At 57.1% G+C, this 17,502-nt stretch carries 13 protein-coding genes; 9 read left to right on the top strand and 4 right to left on the bottom strand.

Annotated features, from left to right (window positions below):
- Nucleotides 1-13: 13 nt before the first annotated feature.
- The 3 genes from NLM27_RS25665 to NLM27_RS25655 all read right to left on the bottom strand — a co-directional run bounded on the left by NLM27_RS25665 (nucleotide 14) and on the right by NLM27_RS25655 (nucleotide 3,872).
- The gene (locus tag NLM27_RS25665) at nucleotides 14-1,489 is read right to left on the bottom strand and encodes an aldehyde dehydrogenase family protein (RefSeq protein ID WP_254145975.1); all 1,476 of its coding nucleotides are present in this window, start codon (nucleotides 1,487-1,489) and stop codon (nucleotides 14-16) included.
- Nucleotides 1,490-1,582: 93 nt separating this feature from the next.
- Nucleotides 1,583-2,512, bottom strand: a complete 930-nt coding sequence (locus tag NLM27_RS25660) for a dihydrodipicolinate synthase family protein (RefSeq protein WP_254145974.1) — start codon at nucleotides 2,510-2,512, stop codon at nucleotides 1,583-1,585.
- Nucleotides 2,513-2,822: 310 nt separating this feature from the next.
- A complete protein-coding gene (locus NLM27_RS25655) occupies nucleotides 2,823-3,872 on the bottom strand; it encodes a LacI family DNA-binding transcriptional regulator (RefSeq protein ID WP_254145973.1) in 1,050 nt (349 codons plus the stop codon).
- Between the two features lie 300 nt (nucleotides 3,873-4,172).
- On the opposite strand from NLM27_RS25655, the gene NLM27_RS25650 reads away from it, so the two are divergent.
- From NLM27_RS25650 to NLM27_RS25610, 9 genes are all read left to right on the top strand, one after another.
- Nucleotides 4,173-5,768 carry an acyl CoA:acetate/3-ketoacid CoA transferase gene (locus NLM27_RS25650; RefSeq protein WP_254145972.1) on the top strand — a complete coding sequence of 532 codons (1,596 nt, stop codon included), beginning with the start codon at nucleotides 4,173-4,175 and terminating at the stop codon, nucleotides 5,766-5,768.
- A 13-nt stretch (nucleotides 5,769-5,781) separates the two neighbouring features.
- The gene (locus tag NLM27_RS25645; RefSeq protein ID WP_254145971.1) at nucleotides 5,782-6,546 is read left to right on the top strand and encodes an enoyl-CoA hydratase/isomerase family protein; all 765 of its coding nucleotides are present in this window, start codon (nucleotides 5,782-5,784) and stop codon (nucleotides 6,544-6,546) included.
- A gap of 19 nt (nucleotides 6,547-6,565) precedes the next feature.
- Nucleotides 6,566-7,351 (top strand): enoyl-CoA hydratase-related protein, encoded by a 786-nt coding sequence (locus NLM27_RS25640; RefSeq protein WP_254145970.1) that lies wholly within the window; start codon nucleotides 6,566-6,568, stop codon nucleotides 7,349-7,351.
- A gap of 112 nt (nucleotides 7,352-7,463) precedes the next feature.
- Entirely contained in the window at nucleotides 7,464-8,810 is a 1,347-nt protein-coding gene (locus tag NLM27_RS25635; protein ID WP_254145969.1) for an MFS transporter, read from the top strand.
- A 65-nt stretch (nucleotides 8,811-8,875) separates the two neighbouring features.
- Nucleotides 8,876-10,027, top strand: coding sequence for a glycoside hydrolase family 88 protein (locus NLM27_RS25630; protein ID WP_254145968.1), 1,152 nt, complete (start codon nucleotides 8,876-8,878; stop codon nucleotides 10,025-10,027).
- Nucleotides 10,028-10,630: 603 nt separating this feature from the next.
- Entirely contained in the window at nucleotides 10,631-11,107 is a 477-nt protein-coding gene (locus NLM27_RS25625) for an Lrp/AsnC family transcriptional regulator (protein ID WP_254148924.1), read from the top strand.
- An 807-nt stretch (nucleotides 11,108-11,914) separates the two neighbouring features.
- Nucleotides 11,915-14,146, top strand: coding sequence for a tetratricopeptide repeat protein (locus tag NLM27_RS25620; RefSeq protein WP_254145967.1), 2,232 nt, complete (start codon nucleotides 11,915-11,917; stop codon nucleotides 14,144-14,146).
- Between the two features lie 241 nt (nucleotides 14,147-14,387).
- Complete coding sequence (locus NLM27_RS25615; protein ID WP_254145966.1) at nucleotides 14,388-15,566, top strand: MFS transporter; 1,179 nt, start codon at nucleotides 14,388-14,390, stop codon at nucleotides 15,564-15,566.
- Nucleotides 15,567-15,579: 13 nt separating this feature from the next.
- A complete protein-coding gene (locus tag NLM27_RS25610) occupies nucleotides 15,580-15,930 on the top strand; it encodes a DUF3088 domain-containing protein (protein WP_254145965.1) in 351 nt (116 codons plus the stop codon).
- Here the strand turns inward: NLM27_RS25610 and NLM27_RS25605 are convergent.
- Nucleotides 15,921-16,925, bottom strand: coding sequence for a LysR substrate-binding domain-containing protein (locus NLM27_RS25605; RefSeq protein WP_254145964.1), 1,005 nt, complete (start codon nucleotides 16,923-16,925; stop codon nucleotides 15,921-15,923). The two genes, NLM27_RS25610 and NLM27_RS25605, sit on opposite strands and share 10 nt — an antisense overlap.
- Between the last annotated feature and the right edge of the window lie 577 nt (nucleotides 16,926-17,502).

Genomic DNA, 17,502 nt, shown 5'->3' with positions numbered 1-17,502 from the left:
GCCGCTTTGACACTTACATCTTCGAGTTGGCCTTGTGGACGTAAGGACCGTTGCCGTCGAAAGTGTAGGCCGTCTTCACAGTTGTATAGAATTCCTGCGCATAACGGCCTTGCTCGCGCGATCCATAACTCGAGCCTTTGCGGCCGCCGAATGGCACGTGATAGTCCACGCCGGCGGTCGGCAGATTGACCATCACCATGCCGGCTTCTGCGTTGCGCTTGAAATGACCGGAGTATTTTAAGCTCGTGGTGCAGATCCCCGACGAAAGGCCGAATGGTGTGTCATTGGCGAGTTCAAGCGCCTCGTCGTAGTCCTTGGCCCGGATCACGGTGGCGACTGGTCCGAAAATCTCCTCGCGCGCTACGCGCATTTGGTTGCTCACTTCCGTGAGCAGCGCCGGTGCGAGATAGAATCCGGGCGCCTCGCGTTTCAGGAGCTTGCCCCCGGCAACAAGCTTGGCGCCTTCCGCCTGGCCTATGCTGATATATTTCAGGTCCTGGTCGAGTTGGCCCTGGTCGACGACCGGGCCAACCTCCGTGCCGGCTTTCAAGGCATCGTCAATGACGAGCCCCTGCATCCGCTCCTGCATGGCGGCCACGAATCGATCGTGGATGCCATTTGTCACAATCAGCCGCGACGAGGCCGTGCAGCGCTGGCCAGTGGAGAAAAAGGCACTGTTCACCGCGCATTCCACTGCCAGCTTCAGATCGGCATCATCAAGGACCACCATAGGATTTTTGCCGCCCATCTCCAGCTGAAGCTTCTTCATCGGTTCAGAGGTGATGCAGGTCTGGGCGATGTTGCGACCCGTCGGCACTGAGCCGGTAAAGGAGATGGCGGAAACCTTCGAGCTGGTCAGCATGGCCTCGCCGACGACCGCTCCGCGGCCCATGACGAGATTGAACACACCTGCCGGCACTCCGGCGCGGACGATGATCTCGGCTAGCGCATGAGCCGACCCCGGCACGAGCTCGGCAGGCTTGAACACGACGGTGTTGCCGTAGGCAAGCGCCGGCGCGATCTTCCACGCTGGAATAGCGATTGGAAAGTTCCAGGGAGTGATGAGCCCGATGACCCCGACTGGCTCGCGGGTGATCTCCACCTCCACAGACGGCCGTACCGATGGCAGCTTCTCGCCCGCCATGCGGAGGCACTCGCCGGCGAAAAATTGGAAGATTTGTGCGGCGCGCGCGACCTCGCCGATGCCTTCCGGCAAGGTCTTTCCCTCCTCGCGGGAGAGTAGGTGGCCGAGCTCGTCCTTGCGAGCTTGGATCTCGTCGCCGACGGCCTTTAAGATGTCATGCCGGGCCTGTATGGTGGAGCGCGACCAAGCAGGAAAAGCATCAAAAGCGGCAGCAACCGCCCGCTCAGTCTCGATGGCCGAGGCGCGGGCATACTCGCCCACAACGTCGTTGGTGTTCGACGGGTTGATGTTTGGAGCGGCCTCCGCCGCAGCAAGCCACTCGCCGGCAATAAAGTTCTTTGTCATCGATAAGCTCTAAACTCGGGTTGGATTTTGTAGGTGGCACAAACGCTCGGCCTTGCAGATCGTGTCGCCGGGTGAGTTTCTCAGCAGAACGATTCAGCGTCCCCAGCGGAGGGCCAACGGGTTGACCCTGCGGGCAAGCTCAATCAGCCCTGCTTTCGTCTGGGGATGAATTTGCTCGAGAGGATGCCGCACAGCATCCCACTTGATGACGTTGCCTTCCCGCATTACGCTCTTGGCAGCGCGCAAGCCGCATTGACGGTTCTCGTAGTTGATCAACGGCAGCACTTTTGCATACGCAGCGGCCGCGTCCGCGCTCCGACCCGCCTTGTGATGATCGAAAACCGGGCGCAACAAATCGGGGCACAGCGCGCTCGACATCGTCCCGGTCGCGCCGGCTTCGAGGTCAGCCATCATGGTGATGGCTTCCTCTCCGTCAAACGGACCAGCTATGGCAGCCTCTCCGGCCTCAACTAGGTCCCGCAGCTTCGCTGCAGCGAACGGCACTTCGATCTTGAAATAACTAACGAGCGGCACCTCGCGTGCCAGCCGCACTAGAAACGGTACCGAAAGCGTTACGCCGCTGAGCGGAGCGTCCTGAACCATGATCGGGATTCTTGCCGCATCGGCCACACGAGCGAAATGCTCGATCATGTGCGCTTCGTCGGCCTTGAGTCCTGAGCCGTGGTAAGGCGGCATCAGCATGAGAAGGCTTGCGCCTCGTTCGGCCGCATAGCGCGCGCGCTCCACTGCGATACGAGTGCTGAAATGGCTGCATGTCACCATGACCGGCTTGCGGCCGGCCACATGTGATAGGCAGAGGTCAACGAGCAATCTGCGTTCTTCGTCTGACAAGAGAAACTGCTCGGAATAGTTTGCCAGAATGCAAATTCCGTCGACCTTCTGATCGATCATGCAATCCAGAACACGCCGTTGTCCCTCAACGTCGAGATCGCCAGAGTCCGTGAATGGCGTTGGCGCGACGGGAAACAGGCCGTTATAGAGCGCGCTTTTTTGGACTTGCATGAGTCAGGATCTCTTTTCGGGGACGAGGAGCATTGGCGGAGCAGTTGGTGTAGTGCGTATCGATCTGGTATCGCGAATGTTCTATGGCTCGAACAGTATGTGAGACATGTCCTCGGCCTTGCTCGCCGAGCAATCTGCCAGGCATCACTACGGCCGATGATTGGACAATGAGGTCAGCCCTCCTGCTGTTCGGCCGCGATGGGCCACGGATCGGCGCGAACGTCGATAAACGACTGTCGTTCGACGCGTGAGTTTAGTGGCAGGTGCATTCCGCTTCGGCTGGCCAGACAACAAGCGGATGCGTTTTTTGTCATTGCCTATCTCGCGCAGGCGCAGTTGATTCTCGAACGATTAGCCGCGTTTCGAGCTCCACTCTGGAATGTATATCCAGCGCATTTTGATCTGCCAAAAAGTAGTTAGCTGCCTGTTCGCCCATCAGTCGAGCCGGGACGTCAACCGTCGTAAGGCCGGGAGTGAGGTATTCGGCAATGTCGAGATTATCAAAACCAATCATCGATATGTCTTGAGGGACGCGTAATCCTGCATCCTTGCAGCCGCGCAAAGCTCCGACAGCAAGTAGGTCGCTGCCGCAAAATATTGCCGTTACATGCCTATTTTGATTGAGAATGATCTTAGCTGCGGCTCGGCCACGGCTGAATTCGTACGGCGATTCCACAACGACAATGTTGGAGCGGTCTATTCCACGACGTTCAGCCATGGCCAGAAAGCCCTCAAGACGACCAGATGCACGATCGTTCTCGCGAGTTACACCAGCTATGACTGCAAGATTCTTATGACCGAGATCTGCAAGGTAATTTGCTGCCAAAGCCCCGCCACTGCGATTGTCAAAACCCATGCTCGGAATCGAAACATCTTCCGAGAGGGCGTAGGTGATAGCAAATCTTACCTTGTGTTCGCGCAGCAGCTTGAGGGTTTCCTTTCGATGGCAAGAGCCCACGAGAACAATGCCGTCGACACCTTTTTCGATAAGGTTGCGGACAACGCGAATCTCTCGGTCCAGATCGTAACCTGTTGCAGAGTAGACCAGCGACGCACCCGCCGGCGCCAGGCGGCTCTCGAGGCCCTCCAGCATTCGCGTGAAGATCGCGCTGTCCAGTGTCGGAACGATCAAGCCGATCAGTCGGGAGCGCGAGGATCGCAGCGCGCGAGCTGATCCGTTGGGAACGTAGCCGAGCTCGTCAACGATCCGCAGGATGCGCTCTCTCAAATCGATCGCGACGGTTTCCGGTCGATTCAAAACACGCGAAACAGTGGCGATAGAACAGCCGGCCCGCTCAGCTATTTCGACGACGGTCGTTGATTGCCTTTGGTCCCCACGGGCCCTTTTTTCCAAAGCCATGAGCCTATTTCTTCCCCACCGGCAGCCCTGAGAGGCTACGTCAGATCAATTTGTGAAATCGTTACCATACAAGATCAAGGAATGGAAATCGAAAAGCGACGCAAAATGCAGAGAAAACCGGCAAAAGTGAGCTGAATTTGTCGTCACTGACTTTTTCACTTGCGAAGCTAAGGAGTATAATGTAAACCTTTTCATAGATCGAGATCCTCGCGCGGCCCTTGCGTTCCGCAAGGGCATTCGGTGCGAAGCAAATGATTGGTGGTCAGACGAATGAGCCGGCTGTTGGGCAGTGGAGAAGTCATGCAAGCGAAGGACAAGCGGACAGGCGAGGTGCCAATCATAACGGCAAGGCAGGCCGTATCGCTGATCTCCGATGGCGATTGCGTCTATTTCGGCGGTTCAGCCGGAGTTGCCATTCCCGAGTTGATCATTGACGCGCTCCGCGACGTTCATTCCGAGCAGGCGTCTCCTAAGAACTTGATGCTGGTGGGTACGGTGGCCATTGGCGATTGGGCCGCGACCGGATTCAACAAATTGGCTGCCCCGGGGCTGGTTCGCCGAGTTGTGGCGAGCGGTTTGAACAATTGCCCTGCGCTTGGACGGCGGGCGCTGGCCAATGAAATAGAAGCCTACACCATTCCCCAGGGGGTTTTGGCGCAGCTTGCTCGTGAAAACGCAGCCGGGCGCCCCGGCGTGATTACGAAAGTTGGGCTCCGCACATTCGCCGATCCTCGCATCGGCGGCTGCAGGCAGAGCGAGTGCAGCAAAGAGGATATGGTCTCTGTTGTCGATATCGAAGGAGAGGAGCACCTCCTCTATAAGACCTTCCCAATCCAGGTCGCGATCCTGAGAGGCAGCATTGCCGACGAGAAGGGAAATATCTCGCTTGAGGACGAGGCGTATGTTGGCGAAAGCATGTCGATCGCGGCTGCAGCGCGCCGCTCGGGTGGAATAGTCATCGTCCAGGTCAAGCGGGTCGCCGCCTCCAACACGCTAAACCAACGAGAAGTAAGAATACCCGGCGTTCTGGTCGACTACCTCGTCGTCGATCCTAATCAGCGACAGACTTATGCCACGGAGTATAGCCCGGCCTATGCGGGAAAAATGCGCGTGCCGGATGGCAAAATCGCCTCTCTGCCGTTCGATGTGAGAAAGGTAATTGCACGCCGCGCGGCACTTGAATTGACCCCCGGAGCGACCGTCAACATCGGCTATGGTATTTCGAACGGAATTGCGGTCGTGGCCGCTGAAGAAGGCATATATCGCGCAGTCACGCTGACGGCTGAGCAAGGGGTGATTGGCGGCATTCCTGCGCCCGGACAGGATGCTGGCGCCGGTACAAACTACGACATGATAGCGCCGCAACCGGATCAATTCGATTTCTACGATGGCGGCGGGCTTGATGTCGCATTCCTGTCTTCTGCGGAAGTCGATCGGCACGGCAACGTCAATGTGAGTCGCTTCGGCGACAAGATCATAGGGCCTGGCGGGTTCATAAACATCAGTCAGGGCGCTCGAAAAGTCGTCTTCTCCGGCACCCTCACGGCATCGGGACTGAAGGCCTTCCCGGACAGCGGTTCTCTCGTCATTGCGAATGAGGGAACGGTCAGAAAATGGGTGAAGGATGTCTACCAGATCACATTCAGTGGCGCTTTTGCAAAAGAACGTCGGCAAGAGGTCGTATTCATTACCGAGCGAGCTGTGTTCAAGCTTACACCGAACGGCCTGATGCTGATCGAAGTCGCGCCCGGCATATCGGTCGAAAAGCACGTGCTGCCGAACATTGAATTCGAGATAGCCATCTCGCCCGAGCTGAAGCTGATGGATGCAAGAATTTTCAAGAATGAGCCGATGAATTTGGCAGTGCGGTTTCACGATAGCGCCGGACAGTTGTAAGGGAGGGGCCGACGTGAAGTTCGTTGCAAGAGATTACGTGGACAAGGTCGAGATCCTCGCAATGAATAGGCCAGAGCGACGCAACGCTCTGGGCCAAGAAATCCTGAAAGATCTGCTTGAATCGGTGGGCAGGGCGGCCAACGATAAAAACGTCAATGTGATATTGCTCGCTGGGAACGGCCCTGGTTTCTCAGCCGGTGCGGACCTTAAGGATTTTTCAGCCGGCGACACCAACGACACCTTTGATCTGAATAGCCGACTGGGCGCCTTTGTACGCTCCCTTGCTCTTGTCAGAAAACCTGTCGTGTGTGCTGTCGATGGGTTTGCGTTGGGCGGTGGCTTCATGCTCGCAGCGTCGTGCGACGTTGTGGTAACGGCTCCAGTGACGCGCTGGCATTTGCCGGAGGTTTCTCTAGGTTGGTTGCCGGGTTTCGGGCTGGACACCTTAGCTGCCCGCGTTGGACCGTTTGCAGCTCGCTCCTTGAGCTGGAGCCCGACTGCGATCGATGGCGTCGAGGCTCATAGGTTGCGGCTTGCTGACATTCTGTCGCCTCCGACTGAAACTGCTCGCGAGGCGGCGCTCCGCTATGCCAAAGGCCTGGCGGCAATGCCGCCTCACGCCGTGCTGACCACGAAACAGTTTTTTTCAACATCGGTAACCGCGAGGGCAGAAGTCATGGATGACTTGGCAAATCGCTACTTTGCTCAGGATATCCTGCACGAGACCGCACGAGCGAATATGCAACGCTTTCTTCCGAAGAAGACCGCCCGCGCCTAAATTGTTTGCAAGGAATGAAATGAACCACCTTACCCAGTCCCTCATCTTCGCCGAGCGGCCTGACCCAACCATACTGCTGCTGCGCCTCAATCGCCCAAGGCAAAGAAATGCACTGAGTGCGGTTCTCCTGGGCCAGCTTGCGGATGCCCTTCGTGCGGCTCGTTCGGATGAGTCTGTGCGATGCGTAGTTCTCAGTGGTGATGAACGTGCTTTCTCCGCTGGTGCTGACATCAAGGAGATGCAGCAGGACGGCTTCGCGGCGCTGAGCGATCCCTCACGGCAGGTTGCATGGGATATCATCGCCGGCTTCCCCAAGCCGCTCATTGCGGCCGTTCGAGGCGTGTGCCTGGGTGGCGGCCTAGAGCTCGCAATGCTCGCTGACATCCTGCTGGTCGCGGAAGACAGCGTGCTCGCGCAACCGGAAATCACGATCGGGATCATTCCTGGTGATGGCGCTACGCAGCGGTTGACGCGGATAGTCGGCAAGTCGCTCGCCATGCAGATGGTGTTGACAGGTGAGCCAATCAGCGCGCAACAGGCGGTGGCTGCGGGGCTCGCGTCCGAAATGCTGCCAGCATCCGAGTTGCTCGGACGCGCGCTCGCGATAGCGCGTGTCATCTCCAATCGTGCGCCGATCGCCGCCCGTTTAGCCAAGGAATCGATTCAAGCAGCCTACGAAACCCCGCTGTCGGCCGGCTTGGCGATCGAGCGGCGCGCAGTCCGATATGCATTCACCACCGATGATCAAAAGGAGGGCATGGCTGCCTTCGTCGAAAAGCGGCCACCACTATTCTCCGGGCGTTGACCACGAGCAGTCCTCAGATCGCCCCTGACTTAGCAATCGTCCGTGCGGCAACACTCAACGCGGGTTGTTCGCACCAAAATGTAAACGTTTTCATCATAAAAGGAGGGAATGAATGACCACTATCGTTGAGCAGATAGGTCCAGCCACGCAGCAGGCGATGGCGCCGGGCGCCTCGCAGGAAAAACAAGTTGCTACCAGGAGCATGACCATTGCTCTGGGCGGTGGCGTAGCCCTGGAGTGGTACGACTGGACCGTCTACGGAATGATGGCATCTTTTCTGTCGCCTCTCTTCTTTCCCTCCAGCGATCCCACGACTTCGCTGCTCGCCGCACTTGCCGTATACGGCGCAGGCTTCTTCGCGCGACCGGTGGGAGCAGCGATACTCGGTCCCATTGCCGACCGCATCAGCCATAAGCGGGTGATGATGATCTCCATCACCGCAATGGCGTTGTGCTCGCTCCTGATTTCCGTCTTGCCCGGCTATAATGAGCTTGGTGTCGCAGCGGCGGTGATATTGCTGCTCGTCCGGCTCATCCAAGGACTGGCCACCGGAGCTGAAGCGGGCGTAGCCAACTCCATTGCGATCGAACTTGCACCGCCGGGCAGGGAGGGACGGTATCTTGGTCTGATCAGTGGCACATTTATCCAGCTCGGCGTCTTCGCCTCCAGCTTGGTCGCCTTTCTCGTGAGTGCCTCTGTAGCTCCCGAGACCATGCACGAATGGGCTTGGCGGCTGCCCTTTGCGTTCGGTGGAGCACTCGGCCTGCTGATCATCTATTTGCGTAGCAAACTGCCGGAGACCTTGATCAAGCACGTCATGCATCGAGATGAACTGTCGCGCACTCAGGAGACCACAGGCGACGTGTGGAAGACGCTCTGGAGCGTACGGCTTTCGCTGCTCGCTGTCGTCCTGGTCGTTGGAGCGGTGCAGATCGCGAATTATGCCTGGAATGCCGGTTTGCCGAACCTGGCCAACGGAGTGTTCAAGGAGAACAGCACCTGGGTGTACGGCATCACGACTCTCATGGGCTTGATCTGGATCATCACAGCGCCGTTCGTGGGCGCCTTTGCAGACAAGATCAGACCCTCGCGCGCATTCACGCTGCTCCGGCTGCTGCTCGTCGCGTGCTTCTTCCTCACCTTAGCTTACTCGGAGAAGAGCATTTCGACGTTCTTCTTCGTCATGGTGTTTGGCGGCGCAGTCGTCGGCTTCAACATGGCCCTCTACAATTTCATCGCCACTACATTGATGCCACGCGCGGTGCGTACGACCGGCATCGCTGTCGGGTATGCGCTCGGGGTGTCGCTGTTTGGCGGAACGTCACCCTATTTGCTGGTGTGGTTGCAGCATGCGCAGATGGCCTGGATGTTTCCCGTCTATGGATCAGTGATCGCGGTGCTGAGCGTGGTCGTTTATCACATCGCGAAGAAACGCGGCCACGTCTACATCGGCGACTGATATGAGAGTCCTGTGTCCACAGTTCGGACTCCACGAGGAGTCCAACAGTTTTCTCGCGAGGAGCCATGTCGAGAAGCGATTTCTTATCCGCGCGTGAGCGCATGTTGAGGCGCATCGCGCAAACGCGGGATGCTTCCACAGCGGGCCTGCCGCATTGGGCCCGCACCGAAGATGGAAAATGGACGTTTACGTCCGATGGTGATTGGACCGGAGGAGCCTTCGTCGGCCAACTCTGGCTCGCCCATCTGGCAGATCCGCTGGGCTTCCCGATATCTGATGCCGATGCTGCGCTGGCCCGGATGCTGCCTCGCGCCGAGCGCCGGACGGCATTCAAGGGCTTTGGTTTCTACCACGGTGCGGCACTTGGAAGTATCCTCTTCGGGGATGAAAGGGCCCGTGACGCCGCGCTCACGGCAGCTAGATCTCTAGCGCAGATGTTCGACTCGAAACTGGGCTTGATCCCGCTGGGCCAGGATGCTGAGGAGGCCAGTGCCGTGGGGATAGCCGAAAGCAGCATCGACTCCCTCCAGGCCACCGGCCTGCTTTACTGGGCCGCGGACCAGTTGGGTGACTCGCACTTGGAAGAAGTCGCCAATGCCCACATGCGGAGGGTATTAGAGATCCATGTGCGCTCCGATAATTCGGTGATCCAATCGTCAACGCTCGATCCGCAAACGGGCAAGGTGCTGAGAACCCATACGCATAAGGGATATAGCGATGATAGCACCTGGGGACGAGCCCAGGGTTGGGCGATGCTCTATACCGCTCATGCTGCCATGGTTCGTCCAAAGGAGTCTTTGTGGCGCGAATATGCCGTGCGCGTGCTGAACTGGTGGATTGACCACGCTCCCGCGGACCTCGTTGCGTACTGGGACTTTGATGACCCTGCAATTCCGATGACCAGCAGGGACACCGCGGCCACTGCTATCGCCGCGGCAGCGTCCTTGCGGCTTGCGTCCGCACTCGGACCGGTTGATGGCGCCAAGTACCGAGACTTCGCGGAACGTACCGTGGCTCAGTTGGTCTGCGGATATCTGACGCCCATAGGCCCTGGCGACCAGCGGCCGCTTGGAATGCTTACTGGGGGGTGCTTCACCCGAAAAGCCCACGCACGCGATATTGACGCAGCGCCGGACGCAGAACTGATTTTTGGCAGTTACTTCCTGTTTGAGTCTCTTGTGATCCTCACCGGCCTCGTCTCTGCGGGCCGGATCTAATGGGAAGGACTAGCTATGTCAAAAGCGAGGGCGATCTCCCGGGTGCGGTCGAGGCCATCGCAGCCCAACACGAACCCATCCTGAGCAGTACATGCCTCCCGGTCGGTTGCTTTGCGGTCTCGGTTCGCTGGGCTGTCGAGCCTCGAATCGATGCGACGAAGCGACCCACCCCTTCCGCCACGCGACACGCTGGACGTCTTGCCAATCCGAAAGGAACCGCACTTTCATCGGTCTTTATGCGGTTTCGATACCGACGGGACCGCTCCCCGAACGAACTACTCGATCAACTGCTGTAATCAAGAGAGATCGGTGCCGACGATTCCTACAAGTTGACGTCCAAAACAGCGCTTCAGCGGCCAATTCAATCTATGACAGGTCGTTCGACGCAAGCCGGCCAGGGCATTCAGGCACACGGTCGACCCGACTGGTTAGTCGCCGCGCGCTAAGAGTTGAGCCTTTCAATCCGCCGGTGCGCGGATTGTCAGCTGAATAGTACATTCGTAGAGGTGCTCGGGAGGAGGTTTTGAATTGGCAGGCTCGCACAACGGAACGATGTCGCACGCTTTAACCAGGCGCTCGCACTCCATGGTCCACCATGCAGCCATGGAAATCGACAAAATCGATGCTCGTCTTCTTGATCTCGTTCAACAGAACAATCGCCTAAGCAGTGAAGAACTCGGCGCGAAGGTAGGCTTATCTGCATCCGGAGTTCAGCGCCGACTGAAGCGGCTACGAAGGGAAGGCGTGATAGAGTCTGACGTCTCAATCATTTCGCCGAAAGCGATCGGTCGAAACGTAAGTATGCTGGTCGTCATTTTCTTCGAGCGCGATCGCGCGGACATCATTGATCGCTTTAAGCGGGCAGTCCGCAAGATGACTGAGGTCATGAGCGGATTCTACGTCACCGGCCAAGCCGATTTCATCCTTCTAGTAACTGCAAACAATATGGAGGAATACGAGCAGTTCACCCGACGCTTGATAAGCGAAAATCCAGATATAAAGCGCCTTGAGACTGTCGTCGTCCTGGACCGGATCAAAGCCGGTTTCACGTTACCAATGGGATGCCTGGCATGCTGGTGACCTATCTTGCCGTGCCCGCGGCGGTTTGGTCTCGCATCAAGCATGAATATTATAGCGCTCTCGGATCGGTCTAACGACGATCTCGGACGCTCGGTCCGATGCGCATGCAGCCTAATTGGAATGAGATCTTGTTCCTGCATACCTGGCTCGACGCATGCTCCTCAACATCAATGCGCGGAACTGACCCCAAGGCCCTTGCGTGCTGCGCGACTTTCATCATCTGCGGCTACAGAGGGCGAGCCGTTTGTGGTCGTGGAAATCAAACAATTGCGTGACAGCACGCATCCATGACTGCTGCGTGTCCATATTTACGACGATATCGACAGGGCCGCGTCACATGACGCGCAAGATCCATGTCCGGCCGCTCACCTTTCTTGCTCGGAAGCCGCAAGAAGGTATTGATGCAAACGGACGCGCCGCATTTGCATACATCATCGCGCAACCGCGTATCTAGATTGCGTCTTGCATGCCGCACGGGCGCTAATGCGCTGGCCCAGCGTCAATCCGGGCCGGCTTTCAATTTCCTTGAAAGCGACTGCGAAGGAATTTCGCTGCGAAGTCGTGCGCCAATTCGCTATGCTTTCTTTGCACGACTGGCCGCGCGTTCACTCGGTCCTTCGTGCCTCAAACGGAAAGGAAAGCGTCATGAAAAAGAAGATCGCTGAAATCGGGACCACCATCCGCACGACCACTCCTTACATTGGCTGGTGATGGGTGCCTTGAAGGCATCTACCTGATGAGAGCATAGCGGCATCGGAGGGTGGTTCTTTCGACCACCCTCCTTTGTACAGGTTTGCGGAGAGTAGAATGGTTGATTTGATCCAGCAGCGCATTGCTCCGGCCATATCATCGTCCGTCGAGATCAGTCCGATCACGATCTTGAAAGCAGAAGCCGGCATGGCACCCGTGCCGACGATCAAGTCGGCGCTCGCGGGCTCTAGTTCCCACCTTTCAGTCACTGACGGCGACTGGCGGGCCGGCGGTTATCTTGCCGGCCTGCAAAAGCTGATCGACGCCGAAGTGAGGTGGGCTGCTGAAAACGTGCCAAAACTGGTTGAGGCGGCACAACAATCCTTGAAGCGGCTGTTTCCTCTCCTGGTCTGCGATGCGTTTACCGTGCCGAAGGATCTGACCAATACCTCGAGCAGGGAGGAACGTACACGCTTCTATCATCATGAATACCAAAACAAGCTCCTGGTCGGGCTAGCCGAATTCTTGCTGAAGTGTGCCCGGGAGCGCGACGAACGTCACATCATCGTCATCGACCGGGGGGCTGCTCTGTCCAATCCGACCAGGAATCTGATCAAGCTGCTCGTCAGGCTGGACGACGATGCGCGTCTGTTTCGGTTCGTCCTCATCGATTACGAACAACGCCTCTATTTCTCCGACGCCAACGAAGTCCATTTCGGCAGATATAGCTCGCAGGAATTGGCGCCGATCCTTGACCGGGATCTCACTGTGGAGAAGCAACGGCAGATCTATGAGGCAAGCGGCGGAAATCCGCTGATCGCGCAAGCGCTAAGCAAATGTGATGCAGCCGGATTGCCGGTCATCGGCTATCTCGACCCGACTGCGACCGCGGACCTCTATCTAGCCAGCCTCAACATCGGTGAAAGACGCAGTCTTCTCAAGTCGTACATCGAGTCAGATTGCACGACGCCTGATCTGATTGCGCAACGAAACTACGCAGTCTTTGAGCACGCGACTGCGGATCATCTGCACGAGCAGCTGCACCGTGCTTGCCTGGACCGCTATAAGGCGGGCGAAGCGCCGCTCGTCATGCTTCATGCGCTCGCGGTACGAGACAAATACAAGCGGCTGGAATTGCTCGCAGAACCGAGTGAGATCCTCCAGAGCATCGGGCTCTATGATTTGTGGTTTGGCTACTTCGGCGAAATTGTTGCCGATCCTGCGCTTCGCACCTACGGGTCGGGAGATGCTCCGGTAAACGCCGCCTTCATCAGCGCGGCTTTTGTGCTGTACTCGCTGGGCTGCGGGCGGGTGTCGGTTCCCTATCTGGATGAATTCTACAAGACATTCCCAAAGAGCCAATACACACCGACCGTTCTCTACGCCCAATCGATGACGTACGGACGGTATCAGCAGCCGGTCAACCTCACGGTGGCGGAAGAGTATGCTGTGCGCAATCTTGAGACCATCGAACGAGATTTCAAAGCGCACGACAAATATCATTATATTAAGGTGTTTGCAGAGAACGCGTATGCCTACATCAAAGCCAAGCAGCAGAAGTATGACGAAGCGCTAACTCTTTGCGCGGAAGGCCATGGCAAGATGCTGGAAGTCTATGGCAGCGAGCGCTTCAAGCTGCACCAATCGATTCTTATCTACAATACCAGTCAAATCTATGAGCTCGTCGGTGATCTCCATCGTGCCGAGAAGCAGTTGGGCGAGGCTATCGCCTACGATCCCTATTACGGAGAGTATTATAATGACCTGGGGAACCTGCTTTCGAAGGTGCCGGGAAGGGAAGCTGACGCTCTAAAGGCATATGCTCGCGCCATTGAGCTTTGCCCACCCTATTACGAGGCCCATCTTAACAGGGCCGCCCTGCGCAACAGAATGGGAGATGCCGCTTGGGCTTTGGACGATCTCGACAGAACGCTTGTTATCAAGCCAAAGGAATGGCGAGCTCACTTCGAGAAGGGCAACATCTTCATGCGGCAAGACAGGCCTAACGCAGCTTTGGAGTCCTATCTAGCTGCAGCCGAGATCAATTCCAAGAACCCCGATTTGCAAAGTAATCTTGGTCTCGCCTATTCTGACCTCGGGAAGGCGAACGAAAGCATTGTACACTATCTTCGAGCCCTTGAAATAAACCCCCGGCACGCCCTCACGCATAACAATCTGGCCATAGAGTACTTCAACCTTGGCCAACCAGATATATCGCTGAACCACGCGACGGTCGCCGTGGAGATCGGTGGCGATCCAGACTACCTCCTCACCCGTGAGCATATACAGACGAGTCTGAAAGCTGATCTGGCTTCACGGCGAAACATAGCGCCCGGCTCCTCCCATTGAGCCGGCATCAACAAGCGGTTCAATAGCGCTAATTGCCGGCTCACTAAGGCGGTTTGCAACACGGCTCGACAGGAATGGTAAATACAAGTCAAAACCTCATGGGTATGTCTGGCGGACCCGATAGAGCGCTCGTCGTGCTCTCGCGAGATCGCACCGGAGGGCGGGGCACAATGACCTGGTCATCTTCGCTCCCGGATCAAGCAATATCCACCCGCGAGCGTGCTCGGTGAGCCAGGTCATAATGAGCGAGACGAGCACACGGCAGCTGGTCTATCTTTCGCATCTGATAATTCAGATCGGCAGCTGGGCGTTCAGAATCGGCATCCTGATCGGCCTCGTTCAATCCGGTATGAGCGCCGCGGGTCTTGGCGTCGCGGTCATTTTTGCTCCCATCATATTCGGAAGCCTCTTCTTGTCCCCACTCGTCGACAGAAGTGATCCGATCACCGCGATGATGATCATCAATGCGATTCGAATATGCGCGCTACTCGCGATCTTCTACACGGACGGAGCCGATGCCGTTTTGAGCTATACTGCAATCGCCGTCCTGAGCTTGGTCCAGCCCGTCTACGTCTCCGCAGAAGTAGCTTTCTTCCGTCGTATCACATCTAAAGATGGCATGATCTCGGTGCTGCGCAACATTGCCAATATCGACTGGGTCACCTATCTGCTTGGAATGTTTGCAGGTGCCGTGCTCTCCGATAGATTGCACTTGCCAGGCGTTCTAGCGCTCAACATATCGGCGGTCTGGCTATCCCTGATGATGCTCTTTGGCATCAAGCAGCGCTCCAAAACAGTTTGGTCAACCCCTGAACCGCCGTCCTCCGGAACCATTCTGGATTTGACACCGCTCTATCCCACGTTCTTTGCGGTCTTTCTTCTCAATCTCGGCGCGGGAATCATCAATGTTTACCCTGCAATACGTGCCACAGCTCGAGGGGTTCTGGACAAAGATGTTTTATTGACGATCGTCATGATCAATGGCCTTTTGGCCCTGCTGGGGGCCCTGGCTGCAAAGCCGGTTTTCAACTGGTTGGGGGCCTTGGTAACCATCGCAGGGGCCGCAGTGCTGCTTGCCGCATGCCTTGGCGTCATGTCGCTCGATGCCGGCCTGCCTATGGTGATCGCGTCAAGCAGCGCAATGCTTGGCTTCGGCCAAATATTTTCGGCTGCCGCTCAGACGCACATGGTTTCGTCAGTGGCCCCGGATCGAGCCGCTCGCCTTTCCGGGCTATTTCAATGTTGTACCTGTAGCGGCGTGGCGGGAAATGGCATTGCATTCTTGCTTTTGGGTGATCGGCTCCCATTCGGCATGATCGTGCTGATATGTGCGGCGAGCGCATTTCTCGCTTTTGCGGTTGCGACCTTCGCCGTGGTCAGATCAGGTCATTCTCAAGTTTCGGGTCCTGTCGATCACTAACTTCGAGATCAACATGACGCCAAAAGATCGGCTGTTCCTTCTCGAACGACCCTTTTTGGATCCGGCGTTTCCGGGACAGAAATTCTATTGCTGGCAATGTTCGCTGCTGGAGGGTGTCCTGTCCGGGTTTCCCAGCTGCGCTGCGAGACTGGACGTTCATCGAATTGCGTGGGGCAAGCCACGAGCGGCACTCATCGAGAGGCTCGGCCAGGATCATCAGTCAGCGCCCGTTCTCATTTTCGACAAGGGAGGCCCGTCGCCGGAAAACGCGAAGTACGCTAACGGGTTCGCCTATGTGGACGATCTGTTTGCGATCCTCGATCTCTTAGCTGTACGCCACGGATTTCCGGCCGCTCATCCATGAAGAGTCTGCCTTTTAACCCGTGATGGCGATGAACGGGCTGACTCCAGCCCCGGCGGGAACTTCACTTGACTGGGCTGCTCGGCCTTTCGTGTTGCGCCTTGAAAATGCGATAGCGGATCATCCCGGGTGAGTAGTTCTGACAGTACCCAGTGTTGAAACGTTTTGACAGCTGCCAAATTTCGAGCGCGCTCATTGACGAACATGTAAATTGAGCGATCGACAGGTACAAAACCAAACGGAGCCACAAGCTCTCCCTTCTCAAGGTTGCCTCTGACCAGAAGTCGCGAGGATATCGCCGCTCCAAGTCCACTTTTTGTGGCCTCGATAGCGAGGGAAAATGTATCGAACACGACGTGGCGCGATCCCTGCAAGCATATCGCAGCTGCGCCCGCCCATTCGTTCCAAGCATCCAATTTGGCGGACTCGTGCAGCAGAGGAATAGACAAGAGATCTTCCGGGCGTTTTATCGCCTCGAGCGTGGCGGGCGCACACACAGGCCCAATCATCTCGTTTGATACGTGTACCTCACGGAAGGGAAGCGGTCGCTTCAGCAGACCAGAAACGAACAACACATCGACCGAACCAACAGACAGCAAGTCTAGATCGGAAGCGGTCTCAAAGACAAAATCAATATCCGAATGGCGTTGACGGAACGCACCAATGCGGGGCAAGAGACCGTGTGACAGAAATGTAGTTGAGCACCCCACCACCAATGATCGTCCCGCATCGCGCTTTCGTAGCGCGTAGCATTCTTTCTCGAGCATTGTGAACGCGCTCGCGCAGCTGTGCTTCAGCTGTGCGCCGTCGGATGTCAGCCGCACACCCGAGCTGTGGCGAACGAACAGTCTCTTCCCAAACCAGTCCTCAAGGAGGCGCATCTGGTAACTTACCGCTCCGGTCGATATGTTTAATCGCTCAGACGCCTTTGAAAAGCTCGAAAATTCGCTCACCGCCTCAAACAAATGAAGGCTTTTCAAAATCGGTAGCTTGCGCATCTGACTTATTTCTTTCTCTACTCTAGCTACAATGGTTGTTGTTGGGTCATGCCATGTGCCACGCCTGTCCCCAGCACCGACATTGATGACTGGCGGGAACGCTGACCGGGACCTCTTTCGGCGCCGGCTCGTCACTGGCCGGCCCGGCTCCCTGCCGCGGTTTCGACCAAATCTCGGTTGAGGCGCCGCAGGCGCTTCGGATCTTGCGGCCTCTGAGGCAGGTCGGCGTTGCCAAACGCCCGCCCAGCAGCGCGATCTCTTCGATGAAACGTGGTCGAGGTTGGAGTAGCAATTCCTGGGCCAACGAGGCTTTGCGAACGTCGGCGACCGACGAGATGCCGGCCGGCTAGCCATACTGCGTGATGAGCAGAGCTTGGGAGGGCTGTGTTCGAACGCTTGGGTAAAGCGGTGCGAATTCCTAAAGCCTCCGTCAAGATCCGGCGCCGCATCTTGCCCGCCGGTCGGTTGGCTCGGCGACCTAGCATTGGGTGCCTGAACAAAGTCGGCTAACGAACGTGTGACATGTGCTCCATATAATGCCGCATGTCGGTGTGGCCGGTGGCGACCACGCTCACAC

The sequence above is a fragment of the Bradyrhizobium sp. CCGB12 genome (genome assembly GCF_024199845.1).
GTDB lineage: Bacteria > Pseudomonadota > Alphaproteobacteria > Rhizobiales > Xanthobacteraceae > Bradyrhizobium.
This window is presented reverse-complemented; position numbering and strand designations above follow the sequence as displayed.